The 22903-nt window shown below is 66.3% G+C and carries 18 protein-coding genes; 9 read left to right on the top strand and 9 right to left on the bottom strand.

Going from position 1 to position 22903, the window contains the following annotated elements; genetic code table 11:
- Window positions 1–38: 38 nt before the first annotated feature.
- A complete protein-coding gene (locus AC3G88_RS02355) occupies window positions 39–2393 on the bottom strand; it encodes a UvrD-helicase domain-containing protein (RefSeq protein WP_488770567.1) in 2355 nt (784 codons plus the stop codon).
- A 230-nt stretch (window positions 2394–2623) separates the two neighbouring features.
- Here AC3G88_RS02355 and AC3G88_RS02350 point away from each other — a divergent pair, with 230 nt between their 5' ends.
- Entirely contained in the window at window positions 2624–5491 is a 2868-nt protein-coding gene (locus AC3G88_RS02350; RefSeq protein WP_488893099.1) for a valine--tRNA ligase, read from the top strand.
- A gap of 103 nt (window positions 5492–5594) precedes the next feature.
- The gene (galU, locus tag AC3G88_RS02345; RefSeq protein WP_400391083.1) at window positions 5595–6470 is read left to right on the top strand and encodes a UTP--glucose-1-phosphate uridylyltransferase GalU; all 876 of its coding nucleotides are present in this window, start codon (window positions 5595–5597) and stop codon (window positions 6468–6470) included.
- Between the two features lie 101 nt (window positions 6471–6571).
- On the opposite strand, the gene AC3G88_RS02340 is transcribed toward galU, so the two are convergent.
- From AC3G88_RS02340 to AC3G88_RS02315, 6 genes are all read right to left on the bottom strand, one after another.
- The gene (locus AC3G88_RS02340) at window positions 6572–6799 is read right to left on the bottom strand and encodes a sulfurtransferase TusA family protein (protein WP_008645216.1); all 228 of its coding nucleotides are present in this window, start codon (window positions 6797–6799) and stop codon (window positions 6572–6574) included.
- 12 nt (window positions 6800–6811) lie between these two features.
- Window positions 6812–7408 carry an NUDIX domain-containing protein gene (locus tag AC3G88_RS02335; RefSeq protein WP_488770569.1) on the bottom strand — a complete coding sequence of 199 codons (597 nt, stop codon included), beginning with the start codon at window positions 7406–7408 and terminating at the stop codon, window positions 6812–6814.
- A gap of 57 nt (window positions 7409–7465) precedes the next feature.
- Complete coding sequence (locus tag AC3G88_RS02330) at window positions 7466–8494, bottom strand: threonine aldolase family protein (RefSeq protein ID WP_488770782.1); 1029 nt, start codon at window positions 8492–8494, stop codon at window positions 7466–7468.
- Window positions 8495–8536: 42 nt separating this feature from the next.
- Entirely contained in the window at window positions 8537–8725 is a 189-nt protein-coding gene (locus AC3G88_RS02325) for a 4-oxalocrotonate tautomerase (protein ID WP_092594409.1), read from the bottom strand.
- 22 nt (window positions 8726–8747) lie between these two features.
- On the bottom strand, window positions 8748–9521 hold the full coding sequence (locus tag AC3G88_RS02320; RefSeq protein WP_488770570.1) for a class II aldolase/adducin family protein: 774 nt from the start codon (window positions 9519–9521) through the stop codon (window positions 8748–8750).
- An 87-nt stretch (window positions 9522–9608) separates the two neighbouring features.
- Window positions 9609–10853, bottom strand: coding sequence for a YbfB/YjiJ family MFS transporter (locus AC3G88_RS02315; protein ID WP_488770571.1), 1245 nt, complete (start codon window positions 10851–10853; stop codon window positions 9609–9611).
- Between the two features lie 123 nt (window positions 10854–10976).
- Between AC3G88_RS02315 and AC3G88_RS02310 the strand changes: the two genes are divergently transcribed.
- From AC3G88_RS02310 to AC3G88_RS02295, 4 genes are all read left to right on the top strand, one after another.
- Window positions 10977–11864 (top strand): LysR family transcriptional regulator, encoded by an 888-nt coding sequence (locus tag AC3G88_RS02310; RefSeq protein ID WP_488770572.1) that lies wholly within the window; start codon window positions 10977–10979, stop codon window positions 11862–11864.
- 209 nt (window positions 11865–12073) lie between these two features.
- Window positions 12074–13441 carry an NfeD family protein gene (locus AC3G88_RS02305; protein ID WP_488770783.1) on the top strand — a complete coding sequence of 456 codons (1368 nt, stop codon included), beginning with the start codon at window positions 12074–12076 and terminating at the stop codon, window positions 13439–13441.
- An 18-nt stretch (window positions 13442–13459) separates the two neighbouring features.
- Window positions 13460–14215 (top strand): slipin family protein, encoded by a 756-nt coding sequence (locus tag AC3G88_RS02300; protein WP_400391063.1) that lies wholly within the window; start codon window positions 13460–13462, stop codon window positions 14213–14215.
- 177 nt (window positions 14216–14392) lie between these two features.
- Window positions 14393–14839: a hypothetical protein gene (locus AC3G88_RS02295; RefSeq protein WP_488770573.1), complete on the top strand. Its 447-nt coding sequence runs from the start codon at window positions 14393–14395 to the stop codon at window positions 14837–14839.
- Between the two features lie 240 nt (window positions 14840–15079).
- Here the strand turns inward: AC3G88_RS02295 and alaS are convergent, their stop codons facing one another.
- A complete protein-coding gene (alaS, locus tag AC3G88_RS02290; RefSeq protein WP_488770574.1) occupies window positions 15080–17704 on the bottom strand; it encodes an alanine--tRNA ligase in 2625 nt (874 codons plus the stop codon).
- Between the two features lie 251 nt (window positions 17705–17955).
- Here alaS and AC3G88_RS02285 point away from each other — a divergent pair, with 251 nt between their 5' ends.
- From AC3G88_RS02285 to AC3G88_RS02275, 3 genes are all read left to right on the top strand, one after another.
- Complete coding sequence (locus AC3G88_RS02285; RefSeq protein WP_488770575.1) at window positions 17956–19176, top strand: CaiB/BaiF CoA transferase family protein; 1221 nt, start codon at window positions 17956–17958, stop codon at window positions 19174–19176.
- Window positions 19177–19279: 103 nt separating this feature from the next.
- Window positions 19280–19735 carry a DUF2214 family protein gene (locus AC3G88_RS02280; RefSeq protein WP_153945565.1) on the top strand — a complete coding sequence of 152 codons (456 nt, stop codon included), beginning with the start codon at window positions 19280–19282 and terminating at the stop codon, window positions 19733–19735.
- Window positions 19736–19808: 73 nt separating this feature from the next.
- Window positions 19809–20807 (top strand): Bug family tripartite tricarboxylate transporter substrate binding protein, encoded by a 999-nt coding sequence (locus tag AC3G88_RS02275; protein ID WP_488770576.1) that lies wholly within the window; start codon window positions 19809–19811, stop codon window positions 20805–20807.
- Here the strand turns inward: AC3G88_RS02275 and AC3G88_RS02270 are convergent.
- A complete protein-coding gene (locus tag AC3G88_RS02270; RefSeq protein ID WP_488770577.1) occupies window positions 20779–22587 on the bottom strand; it encodes a potassium/proton antiporter in 1809 nt (602 codons plus the stop codon). The two genes, AC3G88_RS02275 and AC3G88_RS02270, sit on opposite strands and share 29 nt — an antisense overlap.
- Window positions 22588–22903: the final 316 nt, after the last annotated feature.

The following is a 22903-nucleotide window of genomic DNA, read 5'->3' as shown; positions in this document are numbered from 1 at the left end:
CCCGCTGCCGCCATCGGCACCGGGGCGCAAATCCATCCTCAGTCGATCGGATCCAGCTTCGCCACCGCCAGCGCCAGCCACTTGGCACCGTGCCGCTTGAAGTCGATATTGGCGCGCGCATCGGCACCCTCGCCTTCCAGCGCCTTGATCTTGCCCTCGCCGAACTTCGTGTGGAACACGTTCTGCCCCACGCGGAAGCCGGTGGCCGCGGCGCGCTTTTCCTCGGCGTAGTTCTTGCCCGTGTCCATGCCGCCCGTGGCCTTGCTGCCCGTGTACGGCACGTCCTCGGCGCGCTTGAACCAGTCGCGGCCCCAGGCGCTGTCGCGCTCCTGGCGGCTCACGCCATAGTTGCCGTACGAAGCCTGCCCCTGGGGCGTGATCCACTTCAGCGCCGGTTCGGGCAGTTCCTCGAAGAACCGTGAGCGCACGTGGTAGCGCATCTGGCCGTGCAGCACGCGGCTCTGGGCGAACGACAGATACAGCCGCTCGCGCGCCCGGGTGATGGCCACATACATCAGGCGGCGTTCCTCCTCCAGGCCGTCGGCTTCCATGGCGCTGTTCTCGTGCGGGAACAGGCCCTCTTCCAGGCCGGTGATGAACACCACATTGAATTCGAGTCCCTTGGCCGCGTGCACGGTCATCATCTGCACGGCGTCCTGGCCGGCCTGGGCCTGGTTGTCGCCGGCCTCCAGCGAGGCGTGCGTCAGGAACGCCACGAGCGGGGTCATCACCACCGGCAACTGCTCGGGGTCCAGCACCTGCTGGGCCTGGTCGCCCTGCGCCAGCGCCGGCGCGGCGTCGCGGCTGGCGGGCAGCATGCGGGCCAGCGCGTCGAGGCCGTAGCCCTCTTCCACGACGAAGGCCTGCGCGGCCGTCACCAATTCCTGCAAGTTCTCGATGCGGTCCTGGCCTTCCTTTTCGGTCTGGTAATGCGTGATCAACCCGCTGGTATTCGTCACGTATTCCACGGTCTGCGCCAGCGTCATGCGGCTGGTCTCCGCGCGCATCTGTTCGATCAGGCGCAGGAAGGCCGCCAGCGACGTGCCGCCCTTGCCGGGCACGTAGGCCACCGCCTCGGCCAGCGAGCAGTTGTACTGGCGCGCGGCGTCCTGCAGGTTTTCCAGCGTCTTGGCGCCGATGCCGCGCGTGGGGAAGTTCACCACCCGGCCGAACGCGGCGTCGTTGCGGGGATTCTCGATCAGCTGCAGGTACGCCAGCGCGTGCTTGACTTCGGCGCGCTCGAAGAAGCGCAGGCCGCCATAGACGCGGTACGGGATGCCTGATGAAAAAAGTGCATGCTCAATCACGCGAGATTGCGCATTGCTGCGGTACAGGATCGCCACTTCGGACCGCACCATGCCCTGGGCGATCTGGTCGCGGATTTCCTCAACGATCCACGATGCCTCCTGCCCGTCCGAGCCGGCCTGGAACACCCGCACCGGCTCGCCGTGCCCCGCGTCGGTGCGCAGGTTCTTGCCGAGCCGGCGCGCGTTGTGCGAGATCAAATGGTTGGCGCTGTCGAGGATGTGCCCGTGCGAGCGGTAGTTCTGCTCTAGCTTGATCATGTGCCGCACGCGGAATTCCTGCTCGAAATCGCGCATGTTGCCGACATTGGCGCCCCGGAACGCGTAGATGCTCTGGTCGTCGTCCCCGACCGCGAACACGGCCGCGGCGCTGCCCGTGCCGTAGCCGGCCAGCAGCTTGAGCCAGCGGTACTGCAGCACGTTGGTATCCTGGAACTCGTCGACCAGCACGTGGCGGAAGCGGTGCTGGTAGTGCTGGCGGATGGCGTCGTTGTAGCGCAGCAGTTCGTAGCAGCGCAGCAGCAGTTCGGCAAAATCGACCACGCCCTCGCGCTGGCACTGCTCGTCGTAGGCGGCATACAGGTCGACAAAACGGCGGTTGAAGTCGTCGTTGGCCTCGACGTCGGCCGGCCGCAGGCCCTGTTCCTTGGCGTTGTTGATGAAGTACTGCAGGTTCTTGGCCGGGTACTTCTCGTCGTCGACGTTGAGCTGCTTGAGCAGCCGCTTGAGGGCCGAAAGCTGGTCCTGGGTGTCCAGGATGGCAAAGGTCTGGGGCAGCCCGGCGTCGCGGAAGTGAGCCCGCAGCATGCGGTTGCACAGCCCGTGGAACGTCCCGATCCACATGCCGCGCGTGTTGATCGGCAGCATCGACGACAGCCGCGTCTGCATTTCCTTGGCGGCCTTGTTCGTGAAGGTCACCGCCAGGATGCCGGCCGGGGACACCCGCCCGTTCTGGATCAGCCAGGCGATGCGCGTGGTCAGCACGCGGGTCTTGCCGCTGCCCGCGCCAGCCAGGATCAGGGCCGGTTCGTCCGGCAAAGTGACGGCGGCGTGTTGTTCGGCGTTGAGATTGGCAAGCAGGCTGGACATCGGATCGGGGCCAATAAAGTAGGCGGCAATTATACCGGCGGCCGCCGCCCGGACCTGTCGGCAGGCGCCGCGCGGCAGCCCCCAGGTGCCCGTTCCCGGCCCGGAAATGCGCATCGGTACGCCGGCTCCCCTATAATTTGACGTTTTCCCCGGCCGAATGCCGCCGCCCGCCCCGCCGCGAGCCGGTCCGAGCCCCGATCCGCATTCCAAGCATCCCAAGACATCCGAGCATGACCGCAGAAGACCAGTCCCTTGCCAAGAGCTTCGAACCCGCCGCCATCGAGGCCAAATGGGGCCCCGAATGGGAGCGCCGCGGCATCGCCCAGCCCACTTTCGATCCGGCGCGTCCCGATTTCGCCATCCAGCTGCCGCCGCCGAATGTGACCGGCACGCTGCATATGGGGCACGCGTTCAACCAGACGATCATGGACGGCCTGGCCCGCCATGCGCGCATGCGCGGCGCCAATACGCTGTGGGTGCCGGGCACCGACCACGCCGGCATCGCCACGCAGATCGTGGTGGAACGCCAGCTGGAAGCGCAAGGCGTGTCGCGCCACGACCTGGGCCGCGAGAAGTTCACCGAGAAGGTCTGGGCCTGGAAGGAAGAATCGGGCTCGACCATCACGCGCCAGGTGCGCCGCATGGGCGCATCGATCGACTGGACGCGCGAGTACTTCACGATGTCGCCCGAGATGTCGAGCGCGGTGACCGAGGTCTTCGTGCGCCTGTATGAACAGGGCCTGATCTACCGCGGCAAGCGCCTGGTCAACTGGGACCCGGTCCTGGGCACCGCCGTGTCCGACCTGGAAGTGGACAGCGTCGAGGAAGAAGGCTCGCTCTGGCATATCCACTATCCGCTGGCCGAGCCCGACACCGTGCGCGGCCTGACCCATCTGACCGTGGCCACCACGCGCCCCGAGACGATGCTGGGCGACACCGCGGTGATGGTGCACCCCGAGGACGAGCGTTACGCCCACCTGATCGGCAAGTTCGTGCACCTGCCGCTGACCGACCGCAAGATTCCGGTGATTGCCGACGAGTACGTCGACCGCGAATTCGGCACCGGCGTGGTCAAGGTGACCCCGGGCCACGACTTCAACGACTACGCCGTGGGCCAGCGCCACAACCTGCCGCAGCTGTCGATCCTGACGCTGGACGCCAAGGTGGTGGCCGACGCGCCGGCCGCCTACGCCGGCATGGACCGTTTCGACGCCCGCAAGCAGATGGTGGCCGACCTTGAAGCCCAGGGCCTGCTGGGCGAAGTCAAGAAGCACAAGCTGATGGTGCCGCGCAGCGAACGCACCGGCAGTGTGATCGAGCCAATGCTGACCGACCAGTGGTTCGTCGCGATGAGCAAGCCGGCGCCGGAAGGCACGTTCAACCCGGGCCGCTCGATTGCCGAAGTGGCGCTGGACGCCGTGCAGAGCGGCGAGATCAAGCTGGTGCCCGAAAACTGGATCAACACCTACAACCAGTGGCTGGCCAATATCCAGGACTGGTGTATCAGCCGCCAGCTGTGGTGGGGTCACCAGATCCCGGCGTGGTACGACGATGCCGGCAACTGCTTTGTCGCCCGCACCGAGGAAGACGCCCGCGCCAAGGCGCAGGCGTCCGGCAGCACCGGCCCGCTGCGCCGCGAGGAAGACGTGCTGGACACGTGGTTCTCGTCCGCGCTGGTGCCGTTCTCGTCGCTGGGCTGGCCGGCGGAAACGCCCGAGCTGCAGCACTTCCTGCCGTCGTCGGTGCTGGTCACCGGCTACGACATCATCTTCTTCTGGGTGGCGCGCATGGTCATGATGACCAAGCACTTCACCGGCAAGGTGCCGTTCCATACCGTGTATGTCCACGGCCTGGTGCGCGACTCCGAAGGCAAGAAGATGAGCAAGTCGGAGGGCAACACGCTGGACCCGGTGGACCTGATCGACGGTATCGAACTTGATCCGCTGCTCAAGAAACGCACCACCGGCCTGCGCCGCCCCAAGGACGCCCCCAAGATCGAAGCCAAGACGAAGAAGGAATTCCCGGCGGGCATTCCCGCCTTCGGCGCCGATGCGCTGCGGTTCACGTTCGCGTCGCTGGCCACGCTGGGCCGGAACATCAACTTCGACACCGGCCGCTGCGAGGGCTATCGCAACTTCTGCAACAAGCTCTGGAACGCCACGCGCTTCGTGCTGATGAACACCGAGGGCCATGATTGCGGCATGGGCCCGTGCGACAAGGATTGCGGCCCGGACGGCTACCTGCATTTCTCGCAGGCCGACCGCTGGATCGTGTCGCTGCTGCAGCGCGTGGAGGCCGACGTCGAAAAGGGCTTCGACGAGTACCGCTTCGACAATATCGCCAGCGCGATCTACAAGTTCGTCTGGGACGAATACTGCGACTGGTACCTGGAACTGGCCAAGGTGCAGATCCAGACCGGCACTGAGGCACAACAGCGCGCCACGCGCCGCACGCTGCTGCGCGTGCTGGAGACGGTACTGCGCCTGGCCCATCCGATCATTCCGTTCATCACCGAGGAACTGTGGCAGAAGGTGGCGCCGCTGGCCGGCCGCGCCAAGGGCGACGGCAGCGAGACCATCGCCACGCAGGCCTACCCGCTGCCGGCCGCGGCCAAGATCGACGAGGCCGCCGAAGCATGGGTGGCCCAGCTGAAGGCCCTGGTGGACGCCTGCCGCAACCTGCGTGGCGAGATGAACATCTCGCCGGCCCAGCGTATTCCGTTGTATGCCCATGGGGACAGTGCGTTCCTGAAGGAAGCCGCCGCGCAGGTGCAGGCGCTGGCGAAACTTTCCGAAGTGAAGGTGTTCGAAGACGAAGCGGCGCTGCAGCGCGAGGGAGCCGGCGCCCCGGTGGCCATCGTCGGCCGCAATCACCTGCTGTTGAAGATCGAGATCGACGTGGTGGCCGAGCGCGCGCGCCTGTCCAAGGAGATTGAGCGCATCGCGGGCGAGATCGGAAAGTGCCGTGGCAAACTCTCCAACGAGAGCTTTGTCGCCAAGGCCCCAGCCGCCGTTGTGGCACAGGAAACACAACGTTTGTCGGATTTCGAACAGACGCTGGCGAAGCTGCAGGATCAACTACAGCGTCTGCCGTCCTGAATGTGATGATCAGGTCCGTCCGGACTGTAAGTCGGACGAAACCTGACAGACGGCTCTCCCCTCGTACGGCACGGTATTACACCGGATTAAAAAGGAAGCTGAAATGGAAAACCGCGTCACCAAAGCAGTCTTTCCCGTTGCAGGGCTAGGCACCCGATTCCTGCCCGCCACCAAGGCGAGTCCCAAGGAAATGCTGCCGGTGGTGGACAAGCCGCTGATCCAGTACGCCGTGGAAGAGGCCATGGCCGCGGGCATCAACGAGATGATCTTCGTGACGGGCCGCTCCAAGCGGGCCATCGAGGACCATTTCGACAAGGCCTACGAACTGGAAATGGAGCTTGAAGCCAAGAACAAGCAGGCGCTGCTTGACGTCGTGCGCTCCATCAAGCCCAAGAACGTGGAATGCTTCTACGTGCGCCAGCCCGAGGCGCTGGGCCTGGGCCACGCGGTGCTGTGCGCCGCCCGCCTGGTGGGCGACGCACCGTTTGCCGTCATGCTGGCGGATGACCTGCTGGATGGCGAGTCGAGCGACCCGGTGATGAAGCAGATGGTGGATGTCTATAACCACTACAACTGCTCGGTGCTGGGCGTGGAGGAAATCTCGCCGGAACAAAGCCGTTCCTATGGCGTGGTCGATGGCCGGGAATGGGATGAGCGCGTGATCAAGATGTCCGGCATCATCGAAAAGCCGGCGCCCGAGAATGCCCCGTCGAACCTCGGCGTGGTGGGCCGCTACATCCTGACCCCGCGCATTTTCGACCACATCCGCAATCTCAAGCCCGGTGCCGGCGGCGAGTTCCAGCTCACCGACGCCATCCAGGCGATGCTGGACCAGGAGCAGGTGCTGGCCTACCGCTACAAGGGCGTACGCTACGACTGCGGCAGCAAGCTCGGGTACCTCAAGGCCACCGTGGAATTCGCACTCAAGCACCCCGAAGTGCGCGAGGAATTCAGCGCCTACCTGGCGCAGCGCGGCTGACCGGCCACTATCGCGGCATCACCGCCCGGGCGTCCGCCCAAACAAAAACCGCCTCTTCGGAGGCGGTTTTTTTGTGCCCGTACCGGGCAGGAAGGCCCGTTTCAGCGGCGCTTCATGTAGAACACGAACACCTTGTCCACTTCGGCGTGCGACAGCAGTTCGTTGCCGGTCTGCTTGGCAAAGGCCTGGAAGTCGCGCGTGGCGCCGGGGTCGGTGGCCAGCACCTTGAGCACTTCGCCGCTGGCCATGTCTGCCAGCGCCTTCTTGGTCCGCAGGATCGGCAGCGGGCAGTTCAGGCCGCGCGCGTCCACTTCTTTCTGGAAATCCATTCCTCTCACCTTCTAATTCTGGTTGATGCCGTATTGTAGCGAAGCGGCGACCAGGCTGAAGTCGGTCGGGCGGCGCGGATCGGCGATGTCCGCGCCGGTGGCACGGTCGAAGAAGCGCACCGGCAAGCCGCGCCGCTCCAGGAAATCGGCCACGGCAAACCCGGTACCGGCGTTCCAGATCCGCATCTTGTCCGGCGCCACCAGCTTGTATTCGACCAGTTCTTCCGACAGCCGGATCTCACCCTCGGCACGCACGTGGTAGGCAATGATCAGCTCGTTCTTGCGCATGAAGTCGTAGACGCCGATCAGCGACGCCGACACCGCATCGAGATTGGTCTCTTCCTTGAGTTCGCGCGCCACGCCCAGTTCGGGCGTCTCGTCGCGTTCCATGAAGCCGGTGACCAGCGCGAACATCTTCTCCGGCCACGCGGCATTGCGCGCCAGCAGCAGCTTGCCTTCGTACTCGACCACGGCCGCCAGCACCGGCAGCGGGTTGTCCCAGTGCACAAAACCGCAGCCGTCCTGCACGCAGGCATGGCGATACCGGCCGGACATCGGCAGGTGTTCCAGTTCCGCGCCGCAGCGCGGGCAGAATCGATAGGGTTGCATCGTGGGGGCTCCTGGGACTGTCTGGTTATCGTTGTGGCTATCGTTGAATCTTCAAAATCAGGCGCATGCAGCGCGGATATCGGCGGCAAACGCCTCGACCGTTTCGGGCTGCAAGTCCCACGCGCACATCATGCGGCAACCGCCCGCGCCGATAAACGTGTAGAACAGCCAGCCCTTGGCCCGCAGCGCGTCGATGGCCGGCAGCGGCAGTTCGGCAAACACGGCATTGGCCTGGGTCGGAAACATGATGCGCACGCCCGGGACATCGGCAATGCGCTGGGCCAGCAGCGTGGCCATCGCGTTGGCATGGCGGCCGTTCCTGAGCCAGACATCGTTTTCGAGCATACCGAGCCAGGGCGCCGAGATAAAACGCATCTTCGACGCCAGGTGCCCGGCCTGCTTGACCCGGTACGCAAAATCCTCTGCCAGCCGGCGGTCGAAGAACACCACGGCCTCGCCCACCGGCAGGCCGTTCTTGGTGCCGCCGAAGCACAGCACGTCCACGCCGGCACGCCAGGTGATTTCGGACGGATGCACGCCCAGCGACGCCACTGCGTTGGCAAAGCGCGCGCCGTCCATATGCACGCGCAACTGCCGGCGCTTGGCGATGGCCGCGATGGCGCGCACCTCGTCCACCGAATAGACCGTGCCCACCTCGGTGGCCTGCGTCAGCGACACCACGCGCGGCTTCGGATAGTGGATATCCGAGCGGCGTGTGACCAGCGCCTCCACGGCATCGGGCGTCAGCTTGCCGTTCTCGCCGGGGGCGGTGAGCAGCTTCGAACCGTTCGAGAAGAACTGCGGCGCGCCGCACTCGTCGGTCTCGATATGGGCCAGCTCGTGGCAGATCACCGAGTGGTACGACTGGCACAGCGACGACAGCGCCAAGGAATTGGCCGCCGTGCCATTGAACACGAAAAAGACCTCGCAATCGGTCTGGAACAGGTCGCGGATGCGATCGCATACCTTCTGCGTCCAGCTGTCGTCGCCATAGGCTTTCTCATGGCCCGTCGCGTTGGCCTCCAGAAAATACTTCAGCGATTCCGGACAAAAGCCGGCGTAGTTGTCGGAGGCAAACTGCTGCATGGCGGAAACTGCGGCGGTCATCGGTTCAAATCCTGCCTGGCATCACTGCTTGTCCAGCCACAGCTCACCGCCCGTGGCCCAGTTTTCGCGCTTGATGTCGGTGATGATGATGTCGACGGCGCCGGCCGAGCAGCCCAGCGTCTCGCACGTGACGCGCGTGATTTCCTCGACGAACTTGCGCTTCTGGTCAACGGTGCGGCCTTCGAACATCTCTACGTGAAACGTGGGCATTGCATGGCTCCTTTACGAATTTTCAGTCTTTATAGGTGGGATCGATTTTATCCAGTCTGCGCAGCAGCGCCGGCCATTCCATCACGCCCTCGACAGCGCCGTTGTCGAACAGCTGCAGCGACGTCTTGTCCGCGATGGCAGGCGGGGGCTGCACGGTGGCGCGCCCCAGCTGTGCGCCGAGCTGGATCTCGCACGCCTTGATCAGCGTGGCCATCAGCACATAGGCCTCCGCCACGGTGCGCCCCACCGTCAGCGTGCCGTGGTTGCGCAGCAGCATGGCCGGATGGCTGCCCAGCGACGCGGTCAGGCGCGCGCCTTCGGCCGGCGTGAATGCCAGGCCTTCGTAGTCGTGATAAGCGATGCGGCCGTGAAAGCGCAGGGCATGCTGCGACAGCGGCAGCAGGCCGTCGGCCTGGGCGGACACGGCGATGCCGGCGGTGTTGTGCAGGTGCATCACGCACTGTGCATCGGCGCGCGCGGCATGCACGGCCGCGTGCAGCGCGAAGCCGGTCACGTTGACCGGATGCACGGTTTCGCCCACCACTTCGCCCCGGCCATTGATCTTCACGAGATCCGAGGCGCGGATCTCGTCGAAGGCAAAGCCGAACGGATTGATCAGGAAATGGTCGGGCTCACCGGGCACGGTGGCCGAGATATGGGTGTAGATCAGGTCGTCCCAGCGTTCCAGCGCGGCCAGCCGGTAGGCGGCGGCCAGGTCCACGCGGACACGCGCTTCGTCGGGGCTGATGGGCAGGACCGGGCCGGTGGCACGTCCGGGCTGCAAGGCAAAAGACATGGGGCTTGGCTTTCGCGCCGCCCTGCAGCGCCGACGCGGGGGCGTCCGGGTCGAGTGGGCGGCGAAGCCGATACTGTAGCGCAGTCGCTAGCGCGGCGTGTGGCCGTCCACCGGCATCGTGCGCCACATCCACAGGAAGATCAGCGCGCCTGACAGCAGCGCCAGCGCCGCCACACCCAGCGAGGCGCCGAAGCCGCCCGTGCGCGCCACCAGCGCGGTGGCCAGCGGCGGCCCGGCAATCTGGCCGATGGCGTAGGCGGCTGTCATCAGGCCGATCAGCTTGGCCGCGCGGCCGCCCCAGAGGCGCCGCGCCTCGCGCATCGCAAACGACACCAGCGCGGTGAACGGCAGCCCCACCAGCAGGCTGCTCAGCGCAAACCCGGCCACGGTCGGCCACACGGCGGCCACGCCCACCCCGGCCGCCTGCAGCGTGTACAGCACCATCATCATGCGGCGGTTGTCGTGATGCATGCCGACCCGGGTGGCCAGCCACGCCCCCACCGCCACGCCGGCGCCCAGGATCGGCCAGAAAAGATCGGCCCAGACGCTGCCGGGCATGGCGTGCCGGGCGATAACCGGCAGGAACGTGGCCGTGATGATGTATCCGAATCCCGCCAGGCCATAGGCCAACGTCAGCGCCCAGGTTTCGACGTCCAGGCGTGGCGTCGGCGCCGGCGTGGTCGCCGCGCCTGGCGCGGCACCGAGCGCGGAGGTCGGGGCCGCGGAGCCGTAGACCCGCCACACGGGCAGCAGCATCACGGCACCCAGGATCGTAAAGGTGATCCATCCCCAGTTGGCCTGCCACCCCGCGCCTACCATCGCAAAGGCCGACAGCCCGGTCACCACGATGCCGAGACCCGGCCCGCAGAACATCAGCCCGCCGAGCGTGGGATGGCCCAGTTCGGCCAGTCGCTGCATGCACCAGGCGGTGCCGTAGACCATCACCAGGGCGCTGGCGATACCGGCCAGCGTGCGCCAGGCCAGCCAGGCCGGCATGCCGCCGGGCAGCGCCATCGCCAGTGTCAGGCCGACGGTCAACGCCAGGGCGCCGCGCACCATCCGTACCGGGTCCGGCCGGATAAACAGGCACAGCACGGCGCCCGCCAGGTAGCCGATGTAGTTCAGTGTCGCCAGCGCGCTGCCCTCGGCCAGCGTGACCGTGCCGTCGTGCAGCATCATCGGCAGCAGCGGCGTGAACGCGAATCGGCCAATGCCCATGGCCAGCGCCAGCGACACCAGGCCGGCCAGCGCCACGGCCAGCGGCCCGGCGGTTGGCCGGGCCTCGGCGGTGCTGGCGGAAACGTCAACGTTGGCGAGGGGCAAGCGTGGCATCGAAGGGGGGCGATCGGACATCTGGAGCATTTCTGGATTGTTGACTATGCTATGCCCGAACGATCCATCACGGAAAATGAATAATTGAGATGAAACCCATCTCGATTTGAATGGGAATTGCATATGGACCTGGCCGCACTGGAGATTTTTCGTACGGTGGTCGAAGCCGGCGGCATCACGCGGGCCGCCGAACGGCTGCATCGGGTGCAGTCGAACGTGACCACGCGCATCCGGCAACTGGAGCAATCGCTGGGGGTGGAGCTGTTTGTCCGCGACGGGCGACGCATGGTGCTCACGCCGGCCGGCCAGACCCTGTTCGACTATGCCTGCCGCATCCTGCAGCTGTCCGAGGAAGCGAAGCATGCGGTGCAGCCCGCGCATCCGCACGGACGGCTGCGTATCGCGTCGATGGAAAGCACGGCGGCCAGCCGCCTGCCGAACATGCTGGCGGCCTACCACCAGCAATGGCCGGACGTGGAGCTGGAGCTGGTCACGCTGATCACCAGCAAGGCGCTCGACGCGGTGCGCCGCTTCGAGGTGGATTGCGCATTCGTGGCCGAACCGCTGGGCGACCCGGACCTGGTCAGCCTGCCCGCGTTCGACGAAGAACTGGTGATCGTGTCCAGCACCAGCCATCGGCCAATTCAGTCGCCCGAAGACGTCGAGCGCGCCACGCTGCTGGCATTCGAGACCGGCTGCAACTATCGCACCCGCTTCGAGCAGTGGTTTGGCCAGTGCGGGCGGGGCATGAACCGCGTGATCCAGCTTGGCTCGTATCACGCCATCGTGACCTGCGCGGCGGCCGGCATCGGCGTGGGCGTCGTGCCGCGATCGGTGCTGGCGCTGTATCGCAACCTGCCGCAGATCGGCATCCATCCGCTGGGCGACACCGGACGCGTCACCACCGTGCTGGCCTGGCATCCGTCGATGGCAGGCACCGCCTTGATGGCGCTGGCCGACATGCTGCCCGGCCGGGCGGGTACGGTCGACGATACCCGGGCGGTGGCCTGAGCAGGCGGCCTGACGGCCTGGCGCCGCGTCTTCGCGTCGCCCTGCAGGATGTGGCCGGTCGCCTACACTGAAAGTGGCGCGGCCACGGCATTCACGGCGGGCCGCGCCCCGCCATGAGACATGCATTTGCGTTGCACCCGCCACCGCCGCCTGCCGGCCACTGGCACTGCGGACATTGGCCCGCGCTGGCCTGCCTGGGCCTGTTTTTGATGGCCGTCTCCGGCGCGCTTGCCCAGACGGCCGCTCCCGATGGGGCGATATCGGCAACGACGTCGTCCATGGCCCCGGTCTATGTCGTCCCGGTGCAGGGCGCCATCAGCCCCGCCAGTGCCAGTTTCGCGGTGCGCAGCATCGAGCGCGCCCGCAAGCAGGGCGCCCAGCTGATCGTGCTGGAAATGGACACACCCGGCGGCCTCGACAAATCGATGCGCGACATCATCCAGACCATCCTGGCGTCGCCGGTGCCCGTGGCCACCTACGTCTATCCTGGCGGCGCGCGTGCGGCCAGCGCCGGCACCTACATCCTCTACGCCAGCCATGTCGCCGCCATGGCGCCCGGCACGAACCTGGGCGCGGCCAGCCCGGTGGCCATCGGCATCGGCGGCCCCAAGCCCGAGGCCGCCCCGGCCCCGGCATCGGCGCCTGCCAGCGCCCCGGCCGGCGAAGACACCATGACGCGCAAGCAGATGCACGACGCATCGGCCTATATCCGGGGATTGGCCCAGCTGCGGCACCGCAATGCCGAATGGGGGGAACGGGCAGTCCGCGAAGCCGTGAGCCTGTCCGCTGACGAAGCGGTCGCGCAGAAGGTGGCCGACCTGGTGGCGCCCGACCTGCCCGCCCTGCTCCGGCAACTGGACGGCAAGCAGATCGAGGCCGCCGGTGCCACGCGCACGCTGCATACGGCCGGCGCGCCCATCGTCACGCTGGAACCCGACTGGCGCAGCCGGCTGCTGGCGGTCATCACCGACCCGAGCGTGGCCCTGATCCTGATGATGATCGGCATCTACGGGCTGATCTTCGAGTTTTCCACGCCCGGCATGGTGATCCCGGGCATCGCCGGGGCCATCTGCCTGCTGCTGGGCCTGTTCGCGCTGCAGATGCTGCCCATCAACTACGCCGGGCTGGCGCTGATCGCATTCGGCGTGGGGTGCATGGTGGCCGAGGTGTTCCTGCCGACGTTCGGCGCTGTCGGCGTGGGCGGCATCATTGCTTTCGCGTTCGGGGCGGTGATGCTGATCGATACCGACGTGCCGGGCTTCGGCGTGCCGCTTTCGCTGATTGCCGCGCTGTCCGGCATTTCGGCGCTGTTCCTGTTCGGCATGTCTGCGCTGCTGCTGCGCGCCCGGCGGCGGCCCGTAGTCAGCGGTGCCGACACGCTGGTGGGCAGCGTCGGCGTGGTGGTGACGGACACGGCCGGCCCCGCCGGGCAGACCGATCCGACCGACGGCTGGGCGATGGTCCGCGGCGAACAATGGCGCATCCGCTGCAACCGCCCGCTGGCACGCGGCGATTCCGTGCGCGTGACCGCCCGTCACGGCCTGGTGCTGGATGTCACTTCGATTCACGATGCCTGACACAACAAGGAGCCCGACATGGCATTCGGATTCAGCTTCGGTGGACTGGTCTTCCTGCTCGTCCTGCTGGTGGTGTCCGCCTTCCGCGTGCTGCGCGAGTATGAACGGGGAGTGGTATTCATGCTGGGCCGCTTCTGGCGCGTCAAGGGCCCTGGCCTGGTGCTGGTCATCCCGGCCGTGCAGCAGATGGTGCGCGTGGACCTGCGCACCGTCGTCCTGGACGTGCCGCCACAGGACGTGATCTCGCACGACAACGTGTCGGTCAAGGTCAACGCGGTGGTGTATTTCCGCGTGGTGGACCCCGAGCGCGCCATCATCCAGGTGGCCAACTTCCTGGAAGCCACCAGCCAGCTGGCGCAGACCACGCTGCGCTCGGTGCTGGGCAAGCACGAACTCGACGAAATGCTGGCCGAACGCGAGAAGCTCAACCTCGATATCCAGAAAGTGCTCGATGCCCAGACCGACGCCTGGGGCATCAAGGTATCGACCGTCGAGATCAAGCACGTCGACCTGAACGAGTCGATGGTGCGCGCCATCGCCCGCCAGGCCGAAGCCGAGCGCGAGCGGCGCGCCAAGATCATTCATGCCGAAGGCGAGCTCCAGGCATCGGAAAAGCTGCTCGAAGCCGCCCAGATGCTGGCACGCCAGCCCCAGGCCATGCAGCTGCGCTACCTGCAGACGCTGACACAGATCGCGGGCGACAAGAGTTCGACGATCGTGTTTCCGTTACCGATCGACATCGTGTCGACGCTGACGGGGGGTGGGGGGAAGTAGGCTGAGGTGTTGATACGCATTCGGCGAGATTGATGGCGGACATAGGGAGATGCTTCCCGCGCCGTAGTTTGAGAGCCGTCTTATTGGCGGGGCGCGGGTGCATCCATAGGATGGGGACAGTGGTCGATGTCGCGGCGCGGCTTGGACCTACCCTTGAACCCTATCCTCTGACAAGACATGCGATCACTCGAACACTCCGGCTGGTTTCTGGTCAACATCGCCGTACCGCTGCTGGCCCCCTTGGCACTGCTGCCCCTTGCCAAACTGCCAAACTTCTTTCGTGAGCACAGCCGTGGCGTGCTTCGCCGCGCAATCGAGCACGGGCAACTGCTCTGGGCCGCCCTGCCGATGAGCGCCAGTGCCTGCTACATGCTAAGCGGGGTAGTCGGGGGATCGGCCCCGGATCGTCACCAACTGACCACGGCCTATCTTGGCGCGCACATTTGCGTGATCGCACTGAGCGCCGCCGGTATCGTGCTGGGGACCATGGAGTCATGCCTGGCGGCTTCAGGCGCACCCCGCATAACGTCCGGGATCCTGCGCTATTCGCTGGTGCTGACTGCCATCACCGCAGCCCTGCACTTCCTGGCGTACCTGCATGTCGTGCAACCGGCCACGACATGACCCCCTTTCTTCAACACCGCAAAAGGAGAATGACGTGCCGCTATTCGTGAAACGCTTTATGGACGAAACGCCACGACGCTGGAAGATCATGTTTGCAATTCTGGCCATTTACTCGTGCTACGTGGCATATCTGATTTACTGGACGTTTTCTGTCGCATCCATGAAAAGCTAGGACATGCAGGCAAAAAAACGCCTGCTTTCGCAGGCGTTGTCTTCACGGCAGCTTCAGTGAGTCGGGCATCAGACCTTGGCGGACACCCATTCCGTCACGCCGGCCAGGGCCTTCGGCAGACCCGACGGGTCGGTGCCGCCGGCCTGGGCCATGTCGGGCCGGCCGCCACCCTTGCCGCCCACCTGCTGGGCGACGAAGTTGACGAGTTCGCCCGCCTTGACCTTCGACGTGGCGTCGGCAGTCACGCCCGCGATCAGGCTGACCTTGCCGTCGGCGACGGCGGCCAGCACGATGGCGGCGCTCTGGAGCTTGTCCTTGAGCTTGTCCATCGTTTCGCGCAGCGTCTTCACGTCGGCGCCTTCGAGCTGGGCTGCCAGCACCTTCAGGCCCTTGACGTCCACGGCCTGCGATGCGAGCTCATCACCCTGCGACGAAGCCAGCTTGCTCTTGAGCTTTTCCAGTTCCTTTTCCAGCGCGCGGACCTGGTCCTGCACCTGGGCGATACGCGGCACCAGTTCCGACGGCTGGGCGCGCAGCGCGGCGGCCGCCTCGTTCAGGCGGGCGTCGAGCGATTGCAGGTAGTGCAGCGCATTGTCGCCGGTGATGGCTTCCACACGGCGGATACCTGCGGCCACGCCGGCTTCCACGACGATCTTGAACAGGCCGATATCGCCGGTGCGCGTCACGTGGGTGCCGCCGCACAGTTCCTTGGACGTGCCGATCGACAGCACGCGCACGTCTTCGGCGTACTTCTCGCCGAACAGTGCCATGGCACCGCTCTTCACGGCGTCGTCGAACGGCATGACGGCGGCCACGGTCGGCGCGTTGGCCAGGATCTCGGCGTTGACGATTTCCTCGATCTGGCGGATCTGGTCGTCGGTCACCGGGGCGTTGTGCGAGAAGTCGAAACGCGTCTTGTCGGGATCGACCAGCGAGCCCTTCTGCTGCACGTGGGTGCCCAGCACTTCGCGCAGGGCCTTGTGCATCAGGTGGGTGGCCGAGTGGTTGCGCACGGTGCGCGCACGGCGCACGGCGTCCACCTGTGCCGCGACCTTGTCGCCGACCTTCAGCGCGCCGTTGGCCAGCGTGCCCTGGTGGCCGAACACGTCGGCCTGGATCTTGGTGGTATCGGCCACGGTGAACACGGCCGGGCCCGCCACCAGCGTGCCCTGGTCGCCCACCTGGCCGCCGGATTCGGCGTAGAACGGCGTGTTGTTCAGCACCACCACGCCAGTCTGGCCCGGCTGCATCGTATCGACGGAGGCGCCGTCGACATACAGCGCGGTCACGCTGACGCCTTCCATGCTCAGGGCGTCGTAGCCGTGGAACACGGTCTTGTCGCCCGTGTATTCCAGGCCCGCCGCCATCTTGAACTTGCCGGCGGCACGAGCCTGCTCGCGCTGGCGCGTCATCGCGGCGTCGAAGGCCGCCTCGTCAACGGTGATTTCCTGCTCGCGCGCCACGTCCTGCGTCAGGTCGAGCGGGAAGCCGAACGTATCGTGCAGCTTGAACGCCAGTTCGCCGTCCAGCACCTTGCCGCCCTTGGCCTTGAGATCGGCCACGGCGCCGTCCAGGATCGACATGCCGTTCTCGATCGTCTCGAAGAACCGCTCTTCCTCGGCCTTGAGAACTTCCACCACGCGGTTCTGGGCTTCGGCCAGTTCCGGATAGGCTTCGCCCATCTGCGCCACCAGGTCCGGTACCAGCTTGTGGAAGAACGGCGTCTTCTGGCCGAGCTTGTAGCCGTGACGGATCGCGCGGCGCACGATCCGGCGCAGCACATAGCCGCGGCCCTCGTTGCCCGGGATCACGCCGTCCACGATCAGGAACGAGCACGCGCGGATATGGTCGGCAATGACCTTCAGCGAATTCTGGTTCAGGTCGGCGGTATGCGTTTCACGGCCGGCGGCCTTGATCAGCGCCTGGAACAGGTCGATCTCGTAGTTGCTGTGCACGTGCTGCAGCACCGCGGCAATCCGCTCCAGGCCCATGCCGGTGTCCACGCACGGCTTGGGCAGGCGCGTCATGTTGCCCTGCTCGTCGCGGTTGAACTGCATGAACACCAGGTTCCAGATCTCGATGTAGCGGTCGCCGTCTTCCTCGGGCGATCCCGGCGGGCCGCCCCACACTTCCGGGCCGTGGTCATAGAAGATTTCCGAACACGGGCCGCATGGGCCGGTGTCGGCCATCTGCCAGAAGTTGTCCGACGCGTAGCGCGCGCCCTTGTTGTCGCCGATGCGCACAATGCGGTCGGTCGGCACGCCCACTTCCTTGGCCCAGATGTCGTAGGCCTCGTCGTCCTCGGCGTACACGGTCACCCACAGCTTGTCCGCCGGCAGCTGGTAGACCTTGGTCAGCAGTTCCCAGGCGTACTGAATGGCATCGCGCTTGAAATAGTCGCCGAACGAGAAATTGCCCAGCATTTCGAAGAACGTGTGGTGACGTGCGGTGTAACCCACATTTTCGAGGTCGTTGTGCTTGCCGCCGGCGCGAACCGAGCGTTGCGACGACGTGGCGCGCGAGTACGGACGCTTGTCGGTGCCCAGGAACACGTCCTTGAACTGCACCATGCCCGAATTGGTGAACAGCAGGGTCGGGTCGTTCGCCGGCACCAGGCTGGACGAGCGGACCACGGTATGGTCCTTCGACGCGTAGAACTGCAGGAACTTGCTGCGAATGTCAGAGACTTTCATGTTGTATCGGGCGCCTCGGCGCGTCGTGGCAGCACGCAGGCAGTCAGGTTGGATTTGCAAACCATTGATTATACGGGGAAGCCCCGTCCCGGGGCACTGGCGCGCCGTGCCCATGTCGGGCCCGGGCACGGCGCGGCACCGCCTGTCCGGTTATCGCCCACGGAACACGGGCTCGCGCCCCACCCCGGGGCATCGTGCCGGTTGGCCGGTGATAGAGTGCTGGCTCCTCAGAACTGCCAGCCGTCACCGCCATGGGAGCCTTAAGCCATCTCCGCGTCCTCGACCTGACCCGCGTGCTCGCCGGGCCCTGGTGCGCCCAGAATCTTGCCGATTTCGGCGCCGACGTGATCAAGATCGAGCGCCCCGGCGCAGGCGACGACACCCGCATCTGGGGCCCGCCCTGGCTCAAGACCCCCGATGGGCGCGACACGGCGGAGGCCGCCTACTACCTGGCCGCCAACCGCAACAAGCGGTCGGTGACCTGTGACATCAGCACGCCCGAAGGCCAGCAGCTGGTGCGCGACCTGGCCGCCCAGAGCGACGTGGTGCTGGAAAACTACAAGGTTGGCCAGCTGAAGAAGTATGGCCTCGATTACGAATCGCTCAAGGCCGTCAAGCCGGACATCATCTACTGCTCGGTCACCGGCTTCGGCCAGACCGGCCCGTACGCCCAGCGCCCCGGCTACGACTTCATCATCCAGGGCATGGGCGGCTTCATGAGCCTGACCGGCGAGCGCGACGACCTGCCCGGCGGCGGCCCGCAAAAGGCCGGCGTGGCGATTTCCGACCTGATGACCGGCCAGTACGCCACCATCGCCGTGCTGGCCGCACTGTCCCACCGCGACCGCACGGGCGAAGGCCAGTACATCGACATGGCCCTGCTGGACGTGCAGGTGTCGATGCTGGCCAACATGAATACCAACTACCTGGCCAGCGGCGTGGCCCCCAAGCGGTGGGGCAACGCGCACCCGAACATCGTCCCCTACCAGACCTTCCACGCCGCCGATGGCTGGATCATCGTCGCGGTGGGCAACGACGGCCAGTTCCGCAAGTTCGTGACCGCCGGCGGCCGCCCCGAGCTGGCCGACGACCCGCGCTTTGCCACCAACCCGCAGCGCGTGGCGCACCGCGACGCGCTGGTGCCGATCCTGGCCGAGATGGTGCTGCCGCGTACCCGCGAGCAGTGGATCCTGGACTTGGAGCGCGCCGGCGTGCCGTGCGGCCCGATCAACACGCTCGACGAGGTCTTCGACAACGAGCAGGTGGTGGCGCGCGGCCTGCGCGTGGACCTGCCCCACCCCACGGGCGGCACGGTCAGGCTGGTGGGCAGCCCGATGAAGATGAGCGCCACGCCGCCCGAGGCACTGCGCCATCCGCCGTTGCTCGGGGAGCACACCGATGTGGTGCTGGACGAGACACTCGGCTACAGTGCCGAACACATCGCCGCCCTGCGTGCCAAGGGTGTGGTCTGACGCGAAGCAGATCCGTCGGAAACTGACCAGACCTTGACCGCGCCTGCCTCTGGCGGGCGCACGGGCCGGTGATCATGACGTTTTTCCATCCTTAGGAGAATGCATGCTGACCGATGCCCTGCTCGCGTTCCTGCACTTCACGGCCATCTTCGTGCTGATCACGCTGATGGCCGCCGAAGCCGTGGTGCTGCGTCCGGACATGACACCGGCCGCCGTCCGCCGCCTGTCGATCTACGATTTCGTCTATTTCCTGTCGGCCATGGCAACGCTGGCCACCGGCCTGCTGCGCCTGTTCCATGGCGCCAAGGGCGTGGATTTCTATATCCACAACCCGTGGTTCCACGCCAAGATGACCGTGTTCGTGGTCATCGCGCTGTGCTCGTTGCCGCCGACCTTCGCCTTTGCCAGGTGGCGCAAGCAGGCAAAACATCTGCCAGACTTCGTACCGACGCCGTCGGAGATCAAGAAGGCCCGCCGTTGGGTGATGATCGAGGCGCATCTGGTGATCCTGCTGCCGCTGTGCGCGGTCATGATGGCGCGAGGCATCGGCATCCGCTAAGCGGCACGACCCACACCGCCGACGCGCAACGTACGCGGCGGCCCACAGATTCCCATCCTTTTCCACGTTTGACATGCTGAAGACCCTGCTCACGGCCGCGCTGGCCGTCACCACGGCGCTGGCCGTCCCGGCCCACGCCGCCCCGGCCAACTGGCCGACCAAGCCGATCCGCTTCGTGGTGCCCTACCCGGCCGGCGGCCCGCTGGACACCGTGGCACGCGCCATCGGCGAGAAGCTGCGCGACAGCCTGGGCCAGCCCGTGGTTGTGGAAAACAAACCCGGCGCCGGCGGCAACCTGGGGGCCGACTACGTGGCCAAGCAGCCGGCCGACGGCTACACGATCGTGATGGGCGCCGTGGCCACGCACGCGATCAACCCCACGCTGTTCACGAAGATGCCGTACGACCCGGTCAAGGATTTTGCCCCGGTCACGCTGGTGGCCGATGTGCCGAACGTGCTGGTGATGCACCCGGGCAAGGCCGCCGAACTGCATATCAACAACGTGCGCGACCTGGTGGAATACGCGCGCAACTACCCGGGCAAGCTCGACTACGCGTCGGGCGGCAATGGCAGCGCCGGCCACCTGTCGGGTGAGCTGTTCAAGAGCATGGCGCACGTCAGCATGGTCCACATTCCGTACAACGGGGCATCGCCCGCGCAGTTGTCGGTGCTGTCGGGCCAGACCGACCTGATCTTCGACAATCTCGCGTCGGCATCGGCCAACATCAAGGCCGGCAAGCTCAAGGCCTTCGCCGTGACCACGGCCAGCCGCGCCGCGTCGTTCCCGGAGCTGCCGACCATTGCCGAAGCCGGCAAGGGGCTTGGGCTGGAAGGCTTCGACATCTCCACGTGGTTTGGGGTCCTGGCGCCGGCGGGCACCCCACGCGATATCGTGGACCGCCTCAATCACGACATCGTCGCCATCCTGAAGACCGACGACATGAAGGCGCGGCTGGCCCGCATCGGTGCCCAGCCGGCGCCCACCACGCCCGAGCAGTTCGGCGCGCTGATCCAGCGTGAACTGAAGAAGTACGGCCAGGTGGTCAAGGTTTCCGGCGCGAAGGTCGACTGAGCGATCCGCGCGCCTTGTCGCGCATGCGCCAGAGGCGGCCCTTGCCGTCCCTGGCGTCTTCGGCCGCATTGCGCGGCAGCAGCAACCCTACCTGTGTGATGCGCGGCCCCTCCATACGCGTCACGGTCAGCCGCAAACCGGCGATCTCCACCGCATCGCCCTCCACCGGCGGCGACGGAAACACCGCCAGCATGCCTTCCTCCAGCGTCTGTTCCTGTTGGGCCGCCTGCAGCGGCCGCGTGGCGTAGAGTGCCGCCACGTCGGCCAGACGGGCCTGGCCGTCCAGCAGGAAATCATGGGCCACCTGATCCCACGACGGCGGCATGGCGGGCTTCAGGAACAGGCGCGACAGGCGCGGCATGGCCGGGCCAGGCGCCAGGATCGACACGATATCGCCCGCGCGCAGCACCACCTGGTCCAGCGGCACCAGCGCGCCTTCGCGGGCCACCGTCATCAGCCGGCTGCGTGACGGCAGTTCGATCTGGTCCGCGCGCAGGTCTTCCATCGACGAATTGGGGGCCACCACGAACTGCATGATTTCCATGCCCGGCGCGCGCACGCCGCGCAGGCGCTCGCGCGACAACGGTTCGTCATAGGCCGGCCGCAGCACACGCGCCAGCCGCGCCGCCAGCGCCACCGTGGTGCCCTGGCACAGCAGGCTGGCCAGCACCACGGCAAACGCCACCCGGAACAGCAGCCCGGCGTCCTCCATGCCCTGCAGCAGCGGGAACAGTGACAGCACGATCGGCACCGCGCCGCGCAGGCCGATCCAGGCCAGGAAACCCTTCTCGCGCGGACTGAACCGGAATGGCAGCAGCGAGACAAAAACCGCCACGGGCCGCGCCACGCACATCAGGAAGGCAGCCAGCGCCAGGGCCGGCACGGCGATATCCCAGATCCGGTGCGGTGTCACCAGCAAACCCAGCAACAGGAACATGGCCGATTGCGCCAGCCAGGCCATGCCGTCCATGGCACGCAGGACGTCCTCGCTGACGGCGCGGTCGCGGTTGCCGACCATCATCCCGACCAGATAGACGGCCAGAAAGCCGCTGCCGCCGAATGACTGGACGATGGCCCAGATCATGCAGCCGCCGGAGCAGATCAGGATGGCCTGCAATCCCTCGGCCACATTGACGCGCTCCATGACATTGGCCATGCAATAGCCCAGCCCGCCGCCCAGCAGGCCGCCCACCCCGAACTGCACCAGCAGCCGCAGGCCCAGCGCGCCGGGCGACAGGCCCTGCGGCGCGGTGATCCATTCGATCAGGGTCAGGGTCAGGAAGATGGCCATCGGGTCGTTGATGCCCGATTCGATCTCGAGCACGCTGGCCACGCGGTCCTTGAGCCGGATGCCGCTGCTGTTGAGCAGCGAGAACACCGCGGCCGCGTCGGTGGACCCGACGATGGCGCCCAGCAGCAGCCCGAGCTTCCAGTCGATTCCCAGCATCCATGTTGCAAACAATCCCACCAGCACGGCGGTCAGCACCACGCCCACCGTGGCCAGCGACAGCGACGGCTTCAGCGCCACGCGGAACGTGGCAAAGCGCGTGCGCAGCCCGCCGTCGAGCAGGATCACGGCCAGCGCGATATTGCCGACCAGGAAGCTGAGCCAGGTATTGGAAAACCGGATGCCGCCCGGGCCGTCCACCCCGGCGGCCATGCCCACACCCAGGAACACCAGCAGGAACGGCACCCCGAAACGGGCCGAGAACACCCCGAGCAGGATGCCCAGCGTCATCACCAGGGCGCCGATCAGGATGGCATGGTCGATGGCTTCCAAGCGGGCCTCCTGTCGTCGTTATTTTTGGGGGGATGTCAGGCCATGCGAAAGCTCTCAATCCAGCTTTCGATCATAGGTCGCCGCGCCCCGCCAGTCTGTCCGTTTCCGTCCGGCGCAGCACCCCTCGCCTGCGCCCTCCATCGGCATATTCCCTGCACTTTTCCTTGCGTCGTCAACGACTTACCGAACGCTTTCAGACGTCTGCGTAGGGACATACCCTGAGGTTGCCACTTTATGCAGACATATGAAAGGTAGCTGAAAGGATGCGCTTTTACCTTCCACCCTGCCGCGATCGGGGTAGCCCTTGTCGCGACGT

It is taken from the genome of Cupriavidus sp. 86D6 (assembly GCF_057815095.1).
This window is presented reverse-complemented; position numbering and strand designations above follow the sequence as displayed.